Source organism: Escherichia sp. MOD1-EC7011, assembly GCF_002965005.1.
Classification (GTDB): domain Bacteria; phylum Pseudomonadota; class Gammaproteobacteria; order Enterobacterales; family Enterobacteriaceae; genus Escherichia; species Escherichia ruysiae.
This window is the reverse complement of sequence record NZ_PTRD01000026.1, coordinates 65,690-84,818: the sequence shown is the minus strand read 5'-3', so window position 1 is coordinate 84,818 and position 19,129 is coordinate 65,690. Positions and strand designations below refer to the sequence as shown.

Below are 19,129 nucleotides of genomic sequence, written 5' to 3'. Positions count from 1 at the left end.
TCAATTGCACATTAATGGATATTCTTTAATAATCTCGCGACGTTTCTTTATGATAAATAATAATCAATTTGATAAAATCAAAATGAGAAAAACATGAATAATTCTATTAGCCATAAATTTCATTACATTAGTCGGAGCGAATACCAGGAATTGTTAGCCGTATCCCGTGGCGAAGCCGTTGCCGATTATATTATTGATAATGTCTCTATTTTGGATCTGATCAATGGCGGAGAAATTTCCGGCCCGATTGTGATTAAAGGGCGTTACATTGCTGGTGTTGGCGCAGAATACGTCAACGCTCCGGCTTTGCACCGAATTGATGCTAACGGCGCAACGGCAGTACCAGGATTTATTGATGCTCACCTGCATATTGAATCCAGCATGATGACGCCAGTCACCTTTGAAACCGCCACCCTGCCACGCGGCCTGACAACTGTTATTTGCGATCCCCATGAAATCGTCAATGTCATGGGCGAATCCGGATTCGCCTGGTTTGCTCGCTGCGCAGAACAGGCAAAGCAGAATCAGTATTTGCAAGTCAGCTCTTGCGTACCCGCACTGGAAGGCTGCGATGTAAACGGCGCCAGTTTTACTCTCGAACAGATGCTCGCCTGGCGAGATCACCCGCAGGTTACCGGTCTCGCGGAAATGATGGACTATCCTGGCGTAATTAGCGGGCAGGATGCGCTGCTCGATAAACTGGACGCGTTTCGCTATCTGACGCTGGACGGTCACTGCCCCGGTTTAGGCGGTAAAGAACTTAACGCCTATATTGCTGCCGGTATTGAAAACTGCCATGAGAGCTATTTGCTGGAAGAAGGCCGTCGGAAATTACAACTCGGCATGTCGTTGATGATCCGCGAAGGATCCGCTGCCCGCAACCTCAACGCGCTGGCTCCGTTAATCAACGAATTTAATAGCCCGCAATGTATGCTCTGTACCGATGACCGTAACCCGTGGGAAATCGCCCATGAAGGGCATATCGATGCCTTAATTCGCCGCCTGATCGAACAGCACAATGTGCCGCTGCATGTGGCATATCGCGTCGCCAGTTGGTCAACAGCGCGCCATTTTGGTCTTAATCATCTCGGTTTACTGGCGCCCGGCAAGCAGGCCGATATCGTCCTGTTAAGTGATGCGCGTAAGGTCACGGTGCAGCAGGTACTGGTGAAAGGCGAACCGATTGACGCGCAAACCTTGCAAGCACAAGAGTCGGCGAGACTGGCGCAATCCGCCCCACCGTATGGCAATACTATTGCTCGCCAGCCGGTTTCCGCCAGCGACTTTGCCCTACAATTTACGCCCGGAAAACGCTATCGGGTCATTGACGTTATCCATAATGAGCTGATTACGCACTCCCGCTCCAGCGTCTATAGCGAAAATGGTTTTGATCGCGATGATGTGTGCTTTATTGCCGTGCTTGAGCGTTACGGGCAACGACTGGCTCCGGCCTGTGGTTTGCTTGGGGGCTTTGGTCTGAATGAAGGTGCACTGGCTGCGACGGTTAGCCATGACAGCCATAACATTGTGGTGATCGGTCGTAGTACGGAAGAGATGGCGCTGGCGGTAAATCAGGTGATTCAGGATGGCGGCGGGCTGTGTGTAGTGCGTGACGGTCAGGTGCAGAGCCATCTACCGTTGCCCATTGCCGGCCTGATGAGCACCGACACGGCGCAGTCGCTGGCGGAGCAAATTGACGCCCTGAAAGTTGCCGCCCGCAAATGTGGTTCGTTACCGGATGAACCGTTTATTCAGATGGCGTTTCTTTCCCTGCCAGTGATCCCCGCGTTGAAACTGACCAGCCAGGGGTTGTTTGATGGCGAGAAGTTTGCCTTCACTACGCTGGAAATTGCGGAATAAAAAAATGCCCGGCGTCATGCCGGGCAAAAGTCACCAGTTACGTTTATGCCACTGTCAACTGCTGAATTTTTTTCTCGCGGCGAATTTTGCGTTCTTCCATCACCGCGACTATCGCCATCAGACAGATACAGCCAATTGCGGCGATATCCAGCGCGGCGAAGGTTCCAGCCCAGCCGGTGAGGCCGAATACCGGAGTACCATCGGCAATCATCCCCAGACCTAACTTGGCAAAGCTGTCACCAATCAGATAGGCGAAGGTGCCTTTAATCCCGTCGGCAGCGCCGATCGCTTTTTTCGGTACAAAGCCAACAGCCGCCACGCCAATCAACAGTTGCGGACCAAATACCAGGAAACCTAATGCAAAGAGAGAAGCCAGGTAGATATATTGATTGCTGGCGTGCTGATACACACCGAGTGTCGCGATAATCAGCGCCAGCGCGATGCAGGCTACCAGGCCACGGCGACCGTTCGCCAGGTCAGAGAGCCAGCCCCACAGCAGAGTACCGACCAGTGCGCCTGCTTCAAACAGCGTAAAGCCCTGAATCGCCACCGCTTTAGAGAGTTTCAGTTCCTGGAACGCGTACACGGTTGACCACTGGTCGATACCAATACGCACCACGTACAGGAAGATGTTGGCGAAGCACAGCAGCCAGATCACTTTGTTTTTCAGCACATACTCAACAAAGATCTGCCACTTGGTCATATCCGTGGATTCCGTCTCTTTGTCCTCTTCGCTGATCTCTTCACCAAACAGTTCTTCGGCTTTACCGAGGCCATACGCTTCAGGGGAGTCACTGCCGTAACGCAGGCCGATAAAACCGACAATCAGCGCGATAATCGACGGGAAAATAAACATGCCGATCACATGACCGTCGAACAGGTAATTTGCGCCGAACAGCGCCACACCCGCCGCGCCCGCACCGCCGAGGTTGTGGGAAATGTTCCAGAAACCGAGAAACGTCCCGCGCTTACGACGCGGCGTCCATTTGGTGATGGTGGAATAACTGCATGAGCCGCCAGTACTCTGGAAAAAGCCGCTTAAGGCGTAAAACGCAATCATCAGGAACAGGCTAACCGAGCCGCTGCCCATACTGGCGCTGAAGCCCAGCATACAAATAGCAGAGAGGATCAGCATGAAAGGCAGGAACTGTTTGGTGTTTTTGCCGTCGGCGTAGTAGGAGACCAGCGTTTTACCCACGCCATAAGTGATGGAGAAGCCCAGGCCGATCATCCCCAACTGCGTCATGCTCAACCCGTAAGTGGAGATCATGTCGTTCTGCGCAATGTTAAAGTTCTTGCGAATCAGATACATCGTCAGGTAGCCAATAAAGACCACCAGGTAGGATTGCATGAACGGTTTGAACCACATTTTGCGCCGCACTTCGAGCGGAAGATCCAGAGTCGGCTTGCGAACCTGGTTGAGGAAAGCCAGCATGGGTTACTCCTGATTTCCCATCATTCTTCAAGCCGCAGGTGCTTTAGCTGCATGTATTCCTGCAACTTGAATTAATTGGGGAAAGAATTAATGAATGATGGCATTGTAAAAATCAGCAGCCAATCAGGCCTGAGATAGTGTCCAGGCAAAACCTGGAAAATTTCTTAGTTTTGCCGGATATGAGGTAAAAAGGTGAGATGTATCACGCTTCGCGCGGTGCCTGAGCATTCAAAAAGGGCAGTAATAGCAAGGCCGAGATCCCGGCGGCAATGGAGATAACCACAAAAAAACCGCTCCAGTGCCAGGTATCGAGCACTTTCGCCAGCGGCCAACCAGCAAGCGACGCCCCCAGGTAAGCAAACAAGCCGACAAACCCCGTCGCCGCCCCTGCCGCTTCTTTGTGGGAACACTCTGCTGCCGCCATACCGATTAACATCTGTGGGCCAAAAACAAAAAAACCAATGGTGAAGAAGCAAGTCGCCTGCATCACGTAGCTGGCAAACGGCATTAGCCACAGCGAGCCGACTGATAGCAAAATCCCGGCGGCGAAAATCAAATTCATCGGCCCACGGTTGCCGTTAAACAGTTTGTCCGAACCCCAACCGGCAACCAGCGCACCGATAAATCCGCCCAGTTCAAACATCGTCACCGCCGTATTCGCCGTGACCAGATCGACGCCCAGCGTCTCGGACATGTACAAGTTGCCCCAGTCGTTGATCGCTGCGCGAACCACGTAGACCAGCACGTAGCAGAACGAAAGCAACCAGATATACGGATTCAGCAACACATATTTGGTGAGGATCTCTTTACGCGTCAGCCCTGCGCCTTCCTGCTGCTGGGCGACCTCCAGCGCGTCGTGCCGCCATTCGCCGACCGCCGGTAAACCTAATGCCTGCGGGCGATCGCGCAGTCGCCAGCAAAGAAAAATCCCCACGACTATCGCCATACAACCGGCAACCATCATCCCGATACGCCAGCTGTAATGCAGCGCAACTGCCGCCATCACAATAGGGATCAACGCGCCGCCAACGTTATGCGCCGTGTTCCATAACGCCCACCAACCGCCGCGCTCGGTACGTGAATACCAGGCGGTTAACAGCCGCGCACAAACCGGCGAACCCCAGCCCTGGAAAAAAGCGTTCAACACCCAGAGCACGGCAAACGCCCATAGCGAAGTGGAAAATCCAAACAGAATGTTGATGATGCCAGTCGCAATAAGCCCCATCCCCATAAAATAACGCGCATTTGAGCGGTCGCTGACAATGCCGGAAACAAACTTCGACAAGCCGTAGGTGATGTAAAACAGGGTTGCTAACAGGCCGATATCGCTACGACTTAGCACGCCAGTGGCAAGGATTTCTGGCATAGCGGCGTTAAAACTCTTACGCGTGAAATAAAAAAGCGCATAGCCCAACCAGATTGTCAGCAAAATATGCCGACGCCAGTAACGATAGCGGGCATCAATTTCACGTTTATCGCTTATCAGCGGCGCGTCGGCAGGTGCTTTCAGGAACTGCAACATCATCAAGCCTTACACATAACGTTGGGGTAGAGAGACACTGACGCGCGTGCCGTGCAGACAGGATATGGTCAAGGTGCCGCCCAACGCCGTTACGCGCTCACGCATTCCGGTGAGACCAAAACCGTGTTGCCCTGAATCTGGCGGCAAACCGCTACCATCGTCGTCAATCACCAGCATTAATCGCTCATCCTGCTGCCAGCCTTGCAGCGTGACCGCACTGGCATCGGCATGTTTCACAATGTTGTTCAGCCCTTCCTGGCAGACACGAAACAGCGTCACACGCTGGTTTTCACTTAATGCTGATTCATCTATCCGCCATTCAAGATGACTGACAATGCCGCGACCTTCCAGCTCCATTTCTCGCATCAATGAACGGATAGCCTGCTCCAGGGTGAGATCATCCAACTGGCGCGGACGTAACCGTCCTAATAAGCGGCGCACCGCGTCGTAAACGCCCAGCGACAGTTGTTCGATTAACTGCCCGCTCTGCTTCACGCTGGCGTTATCTGCCGCCAGCCGCTGAACAATACCCGCCTGAGTACGAATGGCGGTGATGGTCTGACCGATATCGTCGTGCAGTTCACGCGCCACATCGCGGCGCACGCTCTCTTCGGTTTCCAGCAACCGTTCAGCGAGATGCTGATTGCGCGCCAGTTCCTTTTGTAGCGACTGGTTAAGCTCACGCAGTCGCTGGATGCCTGCGCCCAGTAACAGCCCTGTCAGACTTTGCACCAAAAGCGAGAGCAATAAATCTACCGGATGATCGCGCCATGTCTGGCTGGCAATCAGCGCAATGGCGTTCATCAACGTCGCAATCAGCGCCCCTTGCCAACCATAGTGCCAGGCCAGAGCGATAATCGGCAGCGCCAGGCAGAATGGCGTAAAACGCGACAGTTCGTTCGGCAGTCCCAATTGCAGCCAGAGGCTGATAACAAACAGCAGCAAGTACCAAATCAGATGCCGCCCGCGCCAGTTTATCGGCTGAGAAACCAGCGACGGCCCTAGCGGCAGCCAGGTGTTATTAGCCAGGTAGTGCCAGAACACAAGGCAAACAGGAGCCAGCGTCAGACCACCAGTTAAGGTTAATAACAGCGCGTTCCACGATTCGTTACCATACCCGTGCCAAAGCCAGGGCAGCGACTGTAACAACGCTGCCGCCGTCAACGCTGCCCCCTGTAACAACAATGTGCGCCAGTCGCGCTGATGGCGAAAGCGGGAAATCAACGCCACAGGCAGTAACGTCAAGAAACTACCGATCATCAATAACGGAAAATGCATTAACCCGACAGCCTGCGTCAGCCAGTAAATCAGCAGCCATTCCGCGCCCAGCAACACCGGCCAGTATCCGCGCGGGCATTGCAACATCAGCCCCAGTCGCAGACCAAACGGAAACAGCAATACCGCCAGATCCGGTCGTTCAACCAGATGCAGGCTAATACTCCACAGGCAAAACCATGCGGCAGAGAAGATAAAAAAGCAGGAAATTACAGTATTTAAGCGGGAGAAAAATGTCTTCATCACCAGCCATCAAACATGCGGCGAGCCAGTTCAACATCGTTACTGACGCCCAGTTTGTCCATCAGATTAGCGCGATGTACGTGCACAGTTTTCGGCGACAAGCCCAGTTCGGCGGCAATCTCTTTCACCGCCATCCCTTGCGCCAGCTTTTCCGCTACCTGACGTTCGCGTTTGGTCAGCGGATCCTGACGACCGGATGCCAGTTTAATGGCGATATCTGGCGTCAGATAACAGCCGCCCGTGGCAACGGTATGCACCGCAGCGATCAGTTCGTCCGGGCTACAGCGTTTGGAGAGAAAGCCGCGTGCCCCCGCATTGAGCGCCTGTTCAACCAGCGCCGGACTGTCGTGAACGGAGAGCATAATTGTCGCCATGCCTTTCGGTAGTTGGCTTAGCAGCTCCAGACCGGAAATATCCGGCATAGAGATGTCGCAAATACACACCTGCACACCGCGCCCTGGCAACCCGGCCAGCGCCTCGCGCCCCGAACCAAACTCGGCAACTACCTGCAAATCAGGTTCCAGCCCCAGCAACTGCGCAAAGCCGGAGCGGACGATAAGGTGATCGTCTATAAGGGCAACGGTTATCATGGTCTTGTCCTGGCGGGTAAAAAAAACGCGCTTACCTTAACGATAAGCGCGCCGCTGTTCAAGCCTTGAGCGGTTACTGAAAGAACACAGCAATCTTGTTAAACATGGTCGGGTCGGACTGATTACGCTGCACTTTTACCACATCTTCCAGTTTGTCTATCTGGCTTATCATCTGCTCCAGCCGCTGATCATCATTCACCAGTAGCCAGATATGGCTTTTGTCGCTGTCCTGAACAGGCAGACAGAGAATGCCCTCAACGTTAAAGGCGCGGCGGGCAAAAAGCCCACAAACGTGGGTCATTACACCAGGATGGTTGCGAACGGTGAGTTCCAGAATCACGTTGTCATGAGTTGTATTTTGCATGGTTTATTCCCCCACCATTTCAGTATTCGCCGCACCTGGCGGCACCATCGGGTAAACTTTTTCTTCCGCATCAATCCGTACATGGATCAGTGCCGGACCAGGGCGATTAATCATTTCCTGCAATGCGGCCTGCGGATCGGCTTCGTTATTCAAATCACACGTTTCGAGGCCGAATCCGGCGGCAATCTGCATAAAGTTGATTTTGCCCGGATAAGTGGCAGCAAAAACACCCTGCTTGTAGAACAGACTTTGTTGCTGATGCACCAGCCCCAGAGCTTCGTTGTTCATCAGAATGATTTTGACATCAAGCTGGTTTTCGCTGGCGGTGGCCATCTCCTGAATATTCATCATCAGACTGCCGTCACCGGAAAAACACAACACTTTGCGATCGGGGTTCGCCAGCGCCGCGCCAATCGCCGCAGGCAGGCCGAAGCCCATCGTACCCAGCCCACCGGAGGTCAGCCACTGACGTGGGCGATTGAGCGGATAGGCCTGCGCCGTCCACATCTGATGCTGACCAACATCAGTGGTAATAATCGCGTTGTCATCCACGCAGGCGGCAACGGCATTAATCAGGCCGTAATGTGTTAACGGATCGCACGCTTTTGGAATTGGACACGGGTATTCGCGCTGTAAATCAGCCACCAGTTGATGCCACTCTGCTCGTGGCTGGGCTTCCACCTGCGGGATCAGTTGCGCCAGCACGTCATCGACATCCGCCTGTATCGCCACATGCGGTTGCTTCACTTTACCCAGCTCTGCGCGGTCAATATCCACATGGATGATTTTGGCGTTCGGACAGAACTCCTCCGTTTTGCCAATCGCCCGGTCATCAAAACGTGCTCCGAGAACAATCAGCAGATCCGCCTCCTGCAAGATATAGTTGGTGCTGCGCACACCGTGCATCCCCAGCATACCCAGCGACAGTGGATGCGCTTTCGGCAACATGCCCAGCGCCATTAAGGTCATGGTGGTGGGCAACCGGGCTTTCTCTGCCAGTTCACGCACCCGTGCAGGCGCGTTAATGACACCGCCCCCCAGATAAAGCACCGGGCGTTTGGCGGCGTTAATCATTGCCGCAGCGTCACGAACGCTTTCTTCACTAAAGGTGGGGGCGGCGGCTTTTTCTGCCATAACAGGTTGTTCTTCAATCTCAAAAACCGCTGTTTGCACATCCTTAGGAATGTCTATCCACACCGGGCCAGGACGGCCTGATTGCGCAATGCGGAAGGCATCGCTCATGACCTGCGGGAGTTCTTCGATATGTCTGACCAGATAGTTATGTTTGGTGATGGGGATAGAGATGCCGTAGGTATCGACTTCCTGGAAAGCGTCGGTGCCAATCATTGAGGCAGGAACCTGACCGGTGATGCAAATCAGCGGGATAGAGTCCAGCCGCGCATCGGCAATGGCAGTCACCAGATTAGTCGCCCCCGGCCCACTACAGGCCATGCAAACTGCGGGTTTGCCGTCGGTACGCGCCATCCCCTGGGCGATAAATCCCGCGCCTTGTTCGTGACGAGCCAGAATATGGCGGATTTGCGTGCTTTGGCTTAAGGCGTCATAGACAGGGAGAATCGAGCCGCCAGGTATCCCCGTCACAATCTTAATGCCCTGCTGTTCCAGAAAATGAACGATAAATTCTGCGCCAGTAAAACGCTTGCGTGTCGATATTATGCCCGAACTTGCCATACTCCAGTCCTTTTCTTCTGAGCCGACTTTCCGGGGGCGCTTAAACGAAAAACCCCGCCCGGTTTGCGCCGGCGGGGTTTTGGAATCGTGTGTTGTTCCAGTCCCTACGGCGCATTGCCGACGACCACCACCACACGCACGACGACCACTGCGGCGGATGGCGCAGTTGGTAGTAGTTTTGCGTTGAGCATGGAAATAGTCATTGGGAACCTTGTTGGTTTTGTGTTTAACAATATTTATACAAGCACAGGTTTACAGGGGAGACAATGGAAAATTTTTCATCAAAGGAAAATTGAGGGATTGATCACGTTTTGTACTGAATCGCAGGTAACAAAAAACCCCGCCGGAGCGAGGTTTCGTCAGCCGCTCGCGGCTGGTAACCGCAAAGCACACTGTATTATGTCAACACTGAAAGTATACGTGTTCCGCATAGAACACGCAATTTCGGCACGAATTTTGACTTTTTTAACGCATAGTCGAGTATCGATCACAGTTTGCAATTTGTCCAAAAATTACTGTTTATTTATACAGTGCGTTTCTATAATATCACTGTACGCAATGTGTTATGCGGGGCCGCATCGTTACCCGGCGCACTAAGTCCTGGCTGAAACGGGTGGTGCCGTCAGCGCCTTAACCCCGCGTGAGCACACTGTGTTATGTCAACAGCACAACGTTTCTCCTTGAGAGACCGCGTGCACAACAGCTGGCAACAGGCAGCGGAAAGGTACGTCGGCTGGTAGTGCTCCTGAACCACAGGAGACGCGTATGAGCCTGGTGGATATCGCCATTCTTATCCTCAAACTCATTGTTGCAGCACTGCAACTGCTTGATGCTGTTCTGAAATATCTTAAGTAATTCAGATTCAAGCCGCACTAAAGGGGAGCGGGAAACCGCTCCCCTTTTATATTCTGCTTGCAAATGGGTGTCGGATGCGATGCTGGCGGATGTGGCGTTAAGGTTTTATCCCTATTCCGGCAACATTTATTGCCGCTTTTGTTTATATATTCTGCCGTTTTTCTTATTACTATTCCTCATATATATCTGGCTAACATTTATCAATGTGATAGATTTCTCTCCCGCATTTATTCGAATGCGTAGTAACTTATTCTAAATATATTTTTATAAGCGTCTGTGATAATGAAAAGGCATAGAAACGTCAATTTATTATTGATGTTGGTATTACTCGTGGCCGTCGGTCAGATGGCGCAAACTATTTATATTCCTGCTATTGCCGATATGGCGCGCGATCTCAACGTCCGTGAAGGGGCGGTGCAGAGCGTAATGGGCGCTTATCTGCTGACCTACGGTGTCTCACAACTATTTTATGGCCCAATTTCCGACAGGGTAGGTCGCCGCCCGGTGATCCTCATCGGAATGTCCATTTTTATGTTAGCAACGCTGGTTGCGGTCACCACCTCCAGCCTGACGGTATTGATTACTGCCAGCGCAATGCAAGGGATGGGAACCGGTGTTGGTGGTGTGATGGCGCGTACATTGCCGCGTGATTTGTATGAACGGACACAGCTACGCCACGCTAATAGCATGTTAAATATGGGTATTCTCGTCAGCCCTTTGCTCGCACCACTCATTGGCGGTCTACTGGATACCATGTGGAACTGGCGAGCCTGTTACCTGTTTTTACTGGTGCTTTGTGCTGGTGTGACCTTCAGTATGGCACGCTGGATGCCAGAAACGCGCCCTGTCGATGCACCGCGTACGCGTCTGCTCACCAGCTATAAAACGCTCTTTGGAAATGGCGGTTTTAACTGCTATTTACTGATGCTGATTGGCGGTCTGGCAGGGATTGCCGCTTTCGAAGCCTGTTCTGGGGTGCTGATGGGCGCAGTATTAGGGCTGAGCAGTATGACAGTCAGTATTTTGTTTATTCTGCCAATTCCGGCGGCATTTTTCGGTGCATGGTTTGCCGGACGCCCGAATAAACGGTTCTCTTCGTTAATGTGGCAGTCCGTTATCTGTTGCCTGCTGGCAGGACTGATGATGTGGATCCCCAGCTGGTTTGGCGTAATGAGTGTCTGGACACTGCTCGTTCCCGCAGCATTGTTCTTTTTCGGTGCCGGGATGCTGTTTCCGCTGGCAACTAGCGGCGCGATGGAGCCTTTCCCCTTCCTGGCGGGCACGGCTGGCGCACTGGTCGGCGGTCTGCAAAACATTGGTTCCGGCGTGCTGGCGTCGCTCTCCGCGATGCTGCCGCAAACCGGCCAGGGAAGCCTGGGGCTATTGATGACCTTAATGGGAATGTTAATTGTGCTGTGCTGGCTGCCGCTGGCGACGCGGATGTCGCAGCAGGGACAGCCCGTTTAACTTACGTCACCACAGCATCGTCATCAGCTCCACAGGAGAACGATGCTGCTTTATCAAGTCGCGCATTACCCGCATGTGCGGCGCGGAGTGGGAATAAAAAGCCTGATAGCCAGCACAAAGTACCTTATCCGGCTGACCATCCCCGGCATGAGGGCAAAGGAGATACCAGTCACACTCCTGACACCCCCTCTGTGGTTGTTGGCTTTCGTTCCCGCACCATTTTTGCAGCGTGACATCAAAAAGCTCGATTGATATACGACTGATATCTGTCCGCACCCAACACTCGAACAGGGCGATTAAAAATTGTCCCCATAACTCGGTTGTCACCGACGCTGCCGTCAGCTCGCCTCGGTCATTAAATTCTATATGGGGAATGAGTTGCACGGCGCGGATGCCCCTCTGTTTTAAATTCTTATAAAAATCACCTGGTTGTAATGTATCTTTATACTCTACAACCAGTTTATGCCTGTCCTCTTTAGCATCTATAACCTGACTTCCTGTCATGTGATTCTCTCAATTAATACGATAAGTTGGTGTATATGCGTAACAGCAAACAGTATTGCGAGAGATAACACCGCGAGGGAGATCATAAATTTGTCACGGATTACGCAAATTTGGGAAAAATCGCTATTAGCCACATCCATTAAATTACGATTTCGTGTATAGCGCCAGAGGATTAGTGCCACAAGGGCGAGGATGCCAATAGAAATCCAGAACAATATGCCTGACTGGTGCCAGTTATGTTTGATTGCCAGCGCCATCAACGCACCGTAGCCCAGCATGGTACGAAACCATGCCAGCGATGTGCGTTCCGGCTGAAGGCCTGGGTCGGCAATCCGTCTGGCTTTGCGGCTATCCGGCATACAACACCAGTCCCATAACGATCACCGCCACGATCATCAATATTAAACTGATGATTAATAAGCTGTTTGTGTAGGGTAAATCTTCTTTCAGACGCATCGCTTTTTCATTGCGTAACCAGCGCAGGTAGCCATACATTGCCAGTCCGCCAGAAAATAAGCATAGCAATAACGCCAGCAGCTCGCGAATGACGGGCGTGGCGAAGTCTGGCGCAAGTTGATCCAGCCCCACACCTGCTGCCAGAAATCCTAGTGCAGTACGGATCCACGCCAGAAATGTACGTTCATTAGCCAACGAAAAGCGGTAATCAGGCGCTTCTCCGAGGCGGGAAATTTTCATTGTTGCTCCTTTGCAATTTCACAATAGCGATGTTTTATCCGTCTCTTTTTAGGAATTTCGGTTGATGTTTTCTTGATATGCTTTTGCCATCCGCTACAAGGAGGTCAGATGGGTATCATAGCGCAAAATAAAATCAGTTCATTGGGCATGCTGTTCGGTGCCATCGCCTTAATGATGGGGATTATCCACTTTTCATTCGGCCCTTTTTCCGCGCCACCGCTAACGCTTGAAAGCATCGTGGCGGACAAAACGGCTGAAATTAAAAGAGGTCTTCTCGCCGGAATAAAAGGCGAAAAAATTACCACCGTGGAAAAAAAAGAAACGCCTGATGTCGATAAAATCCTCGATCAAGGCGGTATCGCACTGGCCATTGCTGCGCTACTTTGCGCATTTGTTGGCGGTATGCGTAAGGAAAATCGCTGGAGCATTCGCGGCGCTCTGGTATTTGGCGGCGGGACGCTGGCTTTCCATACCTTGCTTTTTGGTATCGGCATCGTGTGCAGCCTTCTACTGATATTCCTGATTTTTTCTTTCCTGACTGGCAGTTCACTGGTTTAAGCAGCCTGAATATTGCCCGCCAGGTTTCCGCCAGCGGGCATCATCGTCAGAACTTCTGTTTTTTATCCTCGACTTTCACCCCTTGCGTCGGTAAACCGGTGTCATAGTCGCGTACCACTGGAGAATAACCATCCTGTGGGCGAGGGCGGAACGCCCCCATCCAGCGCGGTTGCGCATCTTTGCGCCACGGACGGAGGCTCCATTGGTAACTGCGGAACGGATCGCGAATTTTGTCCATGTAACCCAATAAGGCGTCATGCATTTTGCTGCGAACGTCGGCAAAACGAATATCATCGATCAGGTTATGCATTTCATTTGGGTCATTACGGCGATCGTAAAGTTCATCACTGGTGAAGAGGTTGAGCACCAGTTTAAAGTCATCCGTCACCCAGCAACGCACCGGAATAAAGCCGCCAAAGCTGTCATGCTCAATCTCGTAGCGGTTAAATTCCACCATCACGCCGCGTGGCTCTTTCGCTGTGAGGATATTTTCCCCTGGCAATATGTCAGGTTTTTCAATATCCGCCAGCGCCATCATTGTCGGTAGTAAATCAATATGGCTGACAGGCATATCAACCTGTCGCGACTCTCCTTGTGGCGAGCGGATAATCAGCGGGATGCGAGTAATGTCGTCATACATCGCCGCGCCTTTGCTAATGAGCTTATGTGCGCCCATCATTTCACCGTGATCGGAGGTATAAATGACCCACGTATTTTCACGTTGTTCTGGCGTTAAGGCATTGATGACTCGTCCGATTTGGTCATCAACAAAGTCATTGCAGGCAAAATAGAGCGGATGGTGATAAAGCCCGTCATCACCGACTGGCGAGGGCATCGCCTGCGACCATAAGCGGTGATGTTCCGGTTTGTTCGCCAGGTCATCCTGTGATTTCTCGCCAAGTTCGTAGTAAAAATCAGCGTATTTCTCTAAATACTCCACCGGACAGGTGAACGGGTGATGCGGCTCGTCATACGAAACCACCATCAGGAAAGGTTCCTCGGCGCGCGCGGGCTGTTGCAGAAAATCCACTGCCCGGTTGCTGATGCGATGCGCCCAGGTAAAGGTTTCGTCGATATGGTTCACCTTTAAATCTTCGACGCTGTTTAAGCCATTACGCCACAGGCTGATCTCTCTTTCGGTCAGTTCGCTAAGGTAGTTCGCCCCGTCATACCAGTAATCGGCGTCCCATTCCGGCGGACATTCGCCAGTGCCGAAATAATCATGACCGTCGAGATGCCATTTGCCGATATAACAAGTGTGATAGCCAGCATCCTTAAAGTAGCGCCCCATGGTGGAGATGTTTTTGCCCGGCGCGACGTTGTTGGTCCACGGCCCGGACTGGTTAGCGTAGATGCCAGTAAACAGTCCGGCGCGCGCAGGTGTACAAACCGGCGAACAGGTGTAGGCGGAGTTAAAGCGAATCCCCTCCGCCGCCAGGCTATCAATATTTTTCGTATTCAGCGGCTTACCACTATAGCAACCGACCATATTGGTGGCCTGGGTATCGGTCATGATGAACAGAAAATTGGGGCGTTTCATAGGCTATCCTTCGCGTCGGGAGTAAAGGTTACGGCTGGGTCGTGACGATGCCGCCAGCTGTCAAAAATCAGGTAGACAATCACTACGGCGGCAATGAAATAACTGATCATCGCTAACCAGCGCGTACCGTAGCCGCCGAATTCAGCCAGCCCGGCATAGACGCCAATCATCGCGAACAGGATGCCAAATGAGGCGATCTTGACGTTTTTCCACGGCTTCATGTCCACTGCGAATGCATCTTTGAAAGTAAATGGCGTAGCGCGAGGTTTAATGAAACCGATCACCAACATCACCACCACGTTGATACAGAACGTACAGGCCAGCACATAGAGGAAATGGAAGTCGAACTTCACCAGATAGTTGATGGTGATGTAGCTGATTATGCCAATCCCCATCGCCACTTTTGCCGCCAGCGCCGGAATGCGCGGGAAGAAAAAGCCCATAATGATGATGGTAACCAGCGGCACGTTGTAAATACCGTTGAGCTGTTTCATCCAGCTATACAGCCCCTGCGGCGCGTTGGCGATCCACGGCGCGACCAGCACCGAAACGATGGCGATAAAGAAACCAAATTTGCGCCCGACGGTGACCAGCTGCTGCGGCTCGGCATTCTGGTTAATGATGCGCCGGTAAATACCCATACTGAATAACGTACTGGCGCTATTCAGAAAGCCGTTGAAGGTACTGATCACCGCACCAAATAACACCGCGCCGAAGAAACCCACCAGTGGCACTGGCAGAACGTTATTGACCAGCGTCGGGTAGGCCATGTCGGCTTTCGGTAGATCCTGATACAGATGAAACGCAATCAACCCTGGCAGCACCAGTACCAGCGGGTCGAGCATTTTCAGCACCGCCGTTAACAGCGCCCCCTTTTGCCCTTCCGCCAGGCTTTTTGACGCCAGCGTGCGTTGCACGATGCCCTGATTAGTACACCAGTAAAAGGTATTTACCAGAATCAAACCGGTAAATGCGGCACCTATCGGCAAAGGATCGGTCGGGCCGCCTACTGAGTTTAATTTCTCGGCGTGAACGGTGGTGAGTTGTTCAATACCTTGCAAAAAGCTGCCCTTACCCATCGCGATCAGGCCGAATACTGGCACCATCAAACCGCCGATAACCAGCCCAATACCGTTGATGGAGTCCGCCACCGCCATTGCGCGCAGCCCACCAATCACCGCATACAGAATCCCCGCCAGACCGAGCAAAATCACCAGTAACCAGATAGCCGCGCCATCGGAAAGTTGTAGCGATTCACCCACGTGAAACAGGCTGTTGAGCGCCAACGCGCCGGAGTAGAGAACAATCGGCAGAAAGCAGACGCCGGTGGCAATGAGGAAACAGAAGTCGATGATAATGCGCGTAGTTTTATCATAACGCTCCTCAAGGAAATCGGGGATGGTAGCAATGCCGCGCTTCAGGTAGCGTGGCAAAAAGATCAGCGCGAGGAAGAGCAGCGTCACCGCAGAAGTGACTTCCCAACCCATCACCGACATGCCGCTTTTGTAGGCTTGCCCGGAAAGGCCGACCAGTTGTTCCGTGGAAAGGTTGGTTAACATTAACGAAGCGGCAATAACCGGTGCTTTTAGCGATCGCCCTGCAAGAAAATAGCCTTGTTGCGATCCGGTATCCGTTTTACGAACTTTCCACCAGGTGATAACCGCCACCAGCAGCGTAAAACCGACAAAACTCAAGATTTGTAACGAATTCATCTCATAGCCCTTATTTATGTTTATGTCCCGGACGCATGAATATAGGGAGAGGTAAAATGCGTCGGGTCAGGCAGTCAGATTCTTAAAATACAAACGTCATATCCCTGAACGGATTGTTTTCTGTTAAGTTCAGGTTGTGAGCATAATTCGACGGAGGGATATTAAAATGAATGGAAAATTGCAAAGTTCGGATGTAAAAAACGATACTCCATACAATATTCCCTTATTGATTAACGAAAATGTGATCTCCAGCGGAATTTCTCTAATCTCACTCTGGCACACCTATGCCGATGAGCATTACCGCGTAATCTGGCCGCGAGACAAGAAGAAACCGCTTATCGCCAACTCCTGGGTGGCGGTGTATACCGTGCAAGGATGTGGAAAAATTCTTTTAAAGAATGGTGAGCAAATAACACTGCATGGCAACTGTATTATATTTTTAAAGCCGATGGATATTCACTCTTATCACTGTGAAGGTTTAGTCTGGGAACAGTACTGGATGGAATTTACCCCCACCAGCATGATGGATATTCCCGTCGGCCAGCAGAGCATTATTTATAATGGCGAATTTTATAATCAGGAACTCACCGAAGTTGCTGAGTTAATTACTTCACCAGAAACAATAAAAAATAATCTGGCGGTCGCTTTTCTGACGAAAATTATTTATCAGTGGATTTGTCTTATGTACGCGGACGGCAAAAAAGATCCGCAACGGCGGCAAATTGAAAAATTAATTGCCACTTTACATGCCAGCCTGCAACAACGCTGGAGTGTTGCCGATATGGCCGCCACCATCCCCTGTAGCGAGACCTGGTTGCGTCGCCTGTTTTTACGTTACACCGGTAAGACACCGAAAGAATATTACCTTGATGCGCGTCTGGATCTGGCGCTCTCACTCTTAAAGCAAGAAGGGAACTCGGTTGGCGAAGTCGCTGATACACTCAACTTCTTCGACTCCTTTCATTTTAGCAAAGCCTTTAAGCATAAATTTGGTTATGCACCGTCAGCCGTACTGAAGAATACAAACCAGTCACAACCAAAATGGTGAGAGTGTAAATGACTCGATGATGTTCAGAAATACCAGGTGGAGTGCCATTTACGGCGACTCCACCCGGAAAAGAGTTAACCGATACTCCAGAAGAGCACCGCCAGTAATTGGGGGGTGATAATACGCAGGAACATGACTAACGGATAGACCGTGGCGTAAGAGAGCGCCGCCGCACCGCTGGTAGGATGAAGATTATTGGCAAACGCCAGCGCCGGAGGATCGGTCATAGAGCCAGCCAACATTCCGCACATCGAGAGATAATTCATTTTGGCTAACATCCGCGCCAGAATGCCGACTGTAATCAGCGGAACAGCGGTGATCAGGGCACCATAACCAATCCAGCTTAGTCCTTCGCCATTGACCAGGGTATCGACAAAATTCCCACCGGATTTCAGACCCACTACCGAGAGGAACAGTACGATCCCCAGCTCCCGCAGCGCGAGGTTGGCGCTTGGTGGCATAAACCAGTACAGCTTGCCGATACTGCCAATACGCCCAAGGATCAGCGCCATAATCAGCGGCCCCCCCGCCAGCCCCAGCTTCAATGCCGCCGGGAATCCAGGCACAAACACGGGAATGGAGCCTAACAACACGCCAAGACCGATACCAATAAACACCGGTAACATCTGAACCTGTTGCAGTTTTTGCTGCGCATTACCTAATACATTGGCAACGGCATCAATAGCAGAAGGCCGCCCCACCAGGTTGAGGATATCGCCAAATTGCAGGCTAATATCGCCACTGGCGACCAGTTCAACCCCGGCACGGTTCAGGCGCGAGATAACAACGTCATAGCGTTCTTTAAAGTGCAGGTCGCGAATACGTTTACCGAGCACATTTTCATTGGTGACCACCACGCGTTCGACGCGCAAATCGGTGCCTTTCGTTGATAGCGAAGTATCCACCTCCTGACCAATCACCAACTGTGCATTATGCAAATCCGCAGGCTGTCCCACCAGATGCAGCAAATCGCCAAGTTGGATAATGGTATCTGGCGAAGGTACTTTTAGGGTTTCTTCTCGTTTCAATCGTGAGCAGATAACTTTATCGCCATTAAGAATTGGCACATCTTTAATGGCTAAATTATGCAAATTAGGGTTTTCAACACGGATGTTAATCGTCCTGATTAGCGCACCGCCGTTGGTTCGCGTGGACTCGTGCTGCTGGGCCTCAGTCTCAACATTGACGCGGAAAATAACCCGCAGCATCCACATGGTGAACAAAATCCCACAAATGCCGAATGGATACGCCATCGCGTAACTCATCCCCATCTGATCGACCATCTCCATCGGTGTGCCGAGGTCGCGTAAGATTTGCTGACCTGCCCCCAATGCTGGCGTATTGGTGACCGCGCCAGAGAAAATCCCCAGCACCACAGGCAGTGGAATATCGAAAAGTTTATGCAAGATTGCGGTAACCAGACCGCCGATAATGACTATCAGAACAGCAAACAAGTTGAGGCGTAACCCGGAGACGCGCAATGAGGCAAAGAAGCCCGGCCCCACCTGAATCCCGATGGTATAAACAAACAGGATCAGGCCAAATTCCTGGATAACATGCAGCATATCGCTACTTAATGTCATCCCAGCCTGAGAAACGAAATGGCCAACGATGATCCCACCAAACAGCACGCCGCCAATGCCTAATCCTATGCCGCGAAACTTGACGTTGCCGATAAACAAACCGACGACCGCCACCAAAGCCAGAATACTGACTGTTAATGCTATATCACTCATCGTCCATTTCTCTTGAAATAACATTTTAATTA

18 protein-coding genes are annotated in these 19,129 nt (G+C 51.7%); 5 read left to right on the top strand and 13 right to left on the bottom strand.

Annotated elements, in window-relative coordinates:
• Nucleotides 1-93: 93 nt before the first annotated feature.
• Complete coding sequence (adeD, locus tag A7098_RS13945) at nucleotides 94-1,860, top strand: adenine deaminase (protein ID WP_105280964.1); 1,767 nt, start codon at nucleotides 94-96, stop codon at nucleotides 1,858-1,860.
• Between the two features lie 43 nt (nucleotides 1,861-1,903).
• On the opposite strand, the gene uhpT is transcribed toward adeD, so the two are convergent.
• The 7 genes from uhpT to ivbL form a co-directional block, all read right to left on the bottom strand.
• Nucleotides 1,904-3,295, bottom strand: coding sequence for a hexose-6-phosphate:phosphate antiporter (gene uhpT, locus A7098_RS13940; RefSeq protein ID WP_000879190.1), 1,392 nt, complete (start codon nucleotides 3,293-3,295; stop codon nucleotides 1,904-1,906).
• Between the two features lie 202 nt (nucleotides 3,296-3,497).
• Nucleotides 3,498-4,817, bottom strand: a complete 1,320-nt coding sequence (gene uhpC / locus A7098_RS13935) for an MFS transporter family glucose-6-phosphate receptor UhpC (protein ID WP_010350496.1) — start codon at nucleotides 4,815-4,817, stop codon at nucleotides 3,498-3,500.
• 9 nt (nucleotides 4,818-4,826) lie between these two features.
• On the bottom strand, nucleotides 4,827-6,335 hold the full coding sequence (gene uhpB / locus A7098_RS13930; RefSeq protein WP_105280963.1) for a signal transduction histidine-protein kinase/phosphatase UhpB: 1,509 nt from the start codon (nucleotides 6,333-6,335) through the stop codon (nucleotides 4,827-4,829).
• On the bottom strand, nucleotides 6,335-6,925 hold the full coding sequence (gene uhpA / locus A7098_RS13925; RefSeq protein ID WP_000633666.1) for a transcriptional regulator UhpA: 591 nt from the start codon (nucleotides 6,923-6,925) through the stop codon (nucleotides 6,335-6,337). Before uhpA ends, uhpB begins: the two co-directional genes overlap by 1 nt.
• Nucleotides 6,926-6,998: 73 nt before the next feature.
• A complete protein-coding gene (gene ilvN, locus A7098_RS13920) occupies nucleotides 6,999-7,289 on the bottom strand; it encodes an acetolactate synthase small subunit (RefSeq protein ID WP_001181709.1) in 291 nt (96 codons plus the stop codon).
• Between the two features lie 3 nt (nucleotides 7,290-7,292).
• A complete protein-coding gene (gene ilvB, locus A7098_RS13915; protein ID WP_105280962.1) occupies nucleotides 7,293-8,981 on the bottom strand; it encodes an acetolactate synthase large subunit in 1,689 nt (562 codons plus the stop codon).
• Between the two features lie 104 nt (nucleotides 8,982-9,085).
• Nucleotides 9,086-9,184: an ilvB operon leader peptide IvbL gene (gene ivbL / locus A7098_RS13910; protein ID WP_016159932.1), complete on the bottom strand. Its 99-nt coding sequence runs from the start codon at nucleotides 9,182-9,184 to the stop codon at nucleotides 9,086-9,088.
• Between the two features lie 562 nt (nucleotides 9,185-9,746).
• Here ivbL and tisB point away from each other — a divergent pair.
• Both tisB and emrD read left to right on the top strand, forming a co-directional pair.
• Complete coding sequence (gene tisB, locus A7098_RS13890) at nucleotides 9,747-9,836, top strand: type I toxin-antitoxin system toxin TisB (RefSeq protein ID WP_000060506.1); 90 nt, start codon at nucleotides 9,747-9,749, stop codon at nucleotides 9,834-9,836.
• A 282-nt stretch (nucleotides 9,837-10,118) separates the two neighbouring features.
• Nucleotides 10,119-11,303, top strand: coding sequence for a multidrug efflux MFS transporter EmrD (gene emrD / locus A7098_RS13880; RefSeq protein WP_024212485.1), 1,185 nt, complete (start codon nucleotides 10,119-10,121; stop codon nucleotides 11,301-11,303).
• 6 nt (nucleotides 11,304-11,309) lie between these two features.
• Here the strand turns inward: emrD and A7098_RS13875 are convergent, their stop codons facing one another.
• From A7098_RS13875 to A7098_RS13865, 3 genes are read right to left on the bottom strand one after another with little or no spacing between them, the layout of a single operon-like run.
• A complete protein-coding gene (locus tag A7098_RS13875; RefSeq protein ID WP_000148080.1) occupies nucleotides 11,310-11,807 on the bottom strand; it encodes a radical SAM protein in 498 nt (165 codons plus the stop codon).
• On the bottom strand, nucleotides 11,804-12,166 hold the full coding sequence (locus A7098_RS13870) for a DUF202 domain-containing protein (RefSeq protein ID WP_001113440.1): 363 nt from the start codon (nucleotides 12,164-12,166) through the stop codon (nucleotides 11,804-11,806). Before A7098_RS13870 ends, A7098_RS13875 begins: the two co-directional genes overlap by 4 nt.
• Nucleotides 12,156-12,503 (bottom strand): YidH family protein, encoded by a 348-nt coding sequence (locus A7098_RS13865; RefSeq protein ID WP_000703955.1) that lies wholly within the window; start codon nucleotides 12,501-12,503, stop codon nucleotides 12,156-12,158. The genes A7098_RS13870 and A7098_RS13865 overlap by 11 nt, the downstream gene beginning before the upstream one ends.
• Nucleotides 12,504-12,611: 108 nt before the next feature.
• Here A7098_RS13865 and yidI point away from each other — a divergent pair, with 108 nt between their 5' ends.
• Entirely contained in the window at nucleotides 12,612-13,061 is a 450-nt protein-coding gene (gene yidI / locus A7098_RS13860; RefSeq protein WP_105280961.1) for a protein YidI, read from the top strand.
• A gap of 46 nt (nucleotides 13,062-13,107) precedes the next feature.
• Here yidI and A7098_RS13855 read toward each other — a convergent pair whose 3' ends face one another.
• Both A7098_RS13855 and A7098_RS13850 read right to left on the bottom strand, forming a co-directional pair.
• Nucleotides 13,108-14,601: a sulfatase-like hydrolase/transferase gene (locus tag A7098_RS13855; protein WP_105280960.1), complete on the bottom strand. Its 1,494-nt coding sequence runs from the start codon at nucleotides 14,599-14,601 to the stop codon at nucleotides 13,108-13,110.
• The gene (locus tag A7098_RS13850) at nucleotides 14,598-16,313 is read right to left on the bottom strand and encodes a solute:sodium symporter family transporter (protein ID WP_085461483.1); all 1,716 of its coding nucleotides are present in this window, start codon (nucleotides 16,311-16,313) and stop codon (nucleotides 14,598-14,600) included. The genes A7098_RS13855 and A7098_RS13850 overlap by 4 nt, the downstream gene beginning before the upstream one ends.
• Before the next feature lie 166 nt (nucleotides 16,314-16,479).
• Here A7098_RS13850 and A7098_RS13845 point away from each other — a divergent pair, with 166 nt between their 5' ends.
• Nucleotides 16,480-17,361 (top strand): AraC family transcriptional regulator, encoded by an 882-nt coding sequence (locus A7098_RS13845; protein WP_024212588.1) that lies wholly within the window; start codon nucleotides 16,480-16,482, stop codon nucleotides 17,359-17,361.
• Between the two features lie 74 nt (nucleotides 17,362-17,435).
• Here the strand turns inward: A7098_RS13845 and A7098_RS13840 are convergent, their stop codons facing one another.
• Entirely contained in the window at nucleotides 17,436-19,097 is a 1,662-nt protein-coding gene (locus A7098_RS13840; protein ID WP_024165177.1) for a putative transporter, read from the bottom strand.
• Nucleotides 19,098-19,129: the final 32 nt, after the last annotated feature.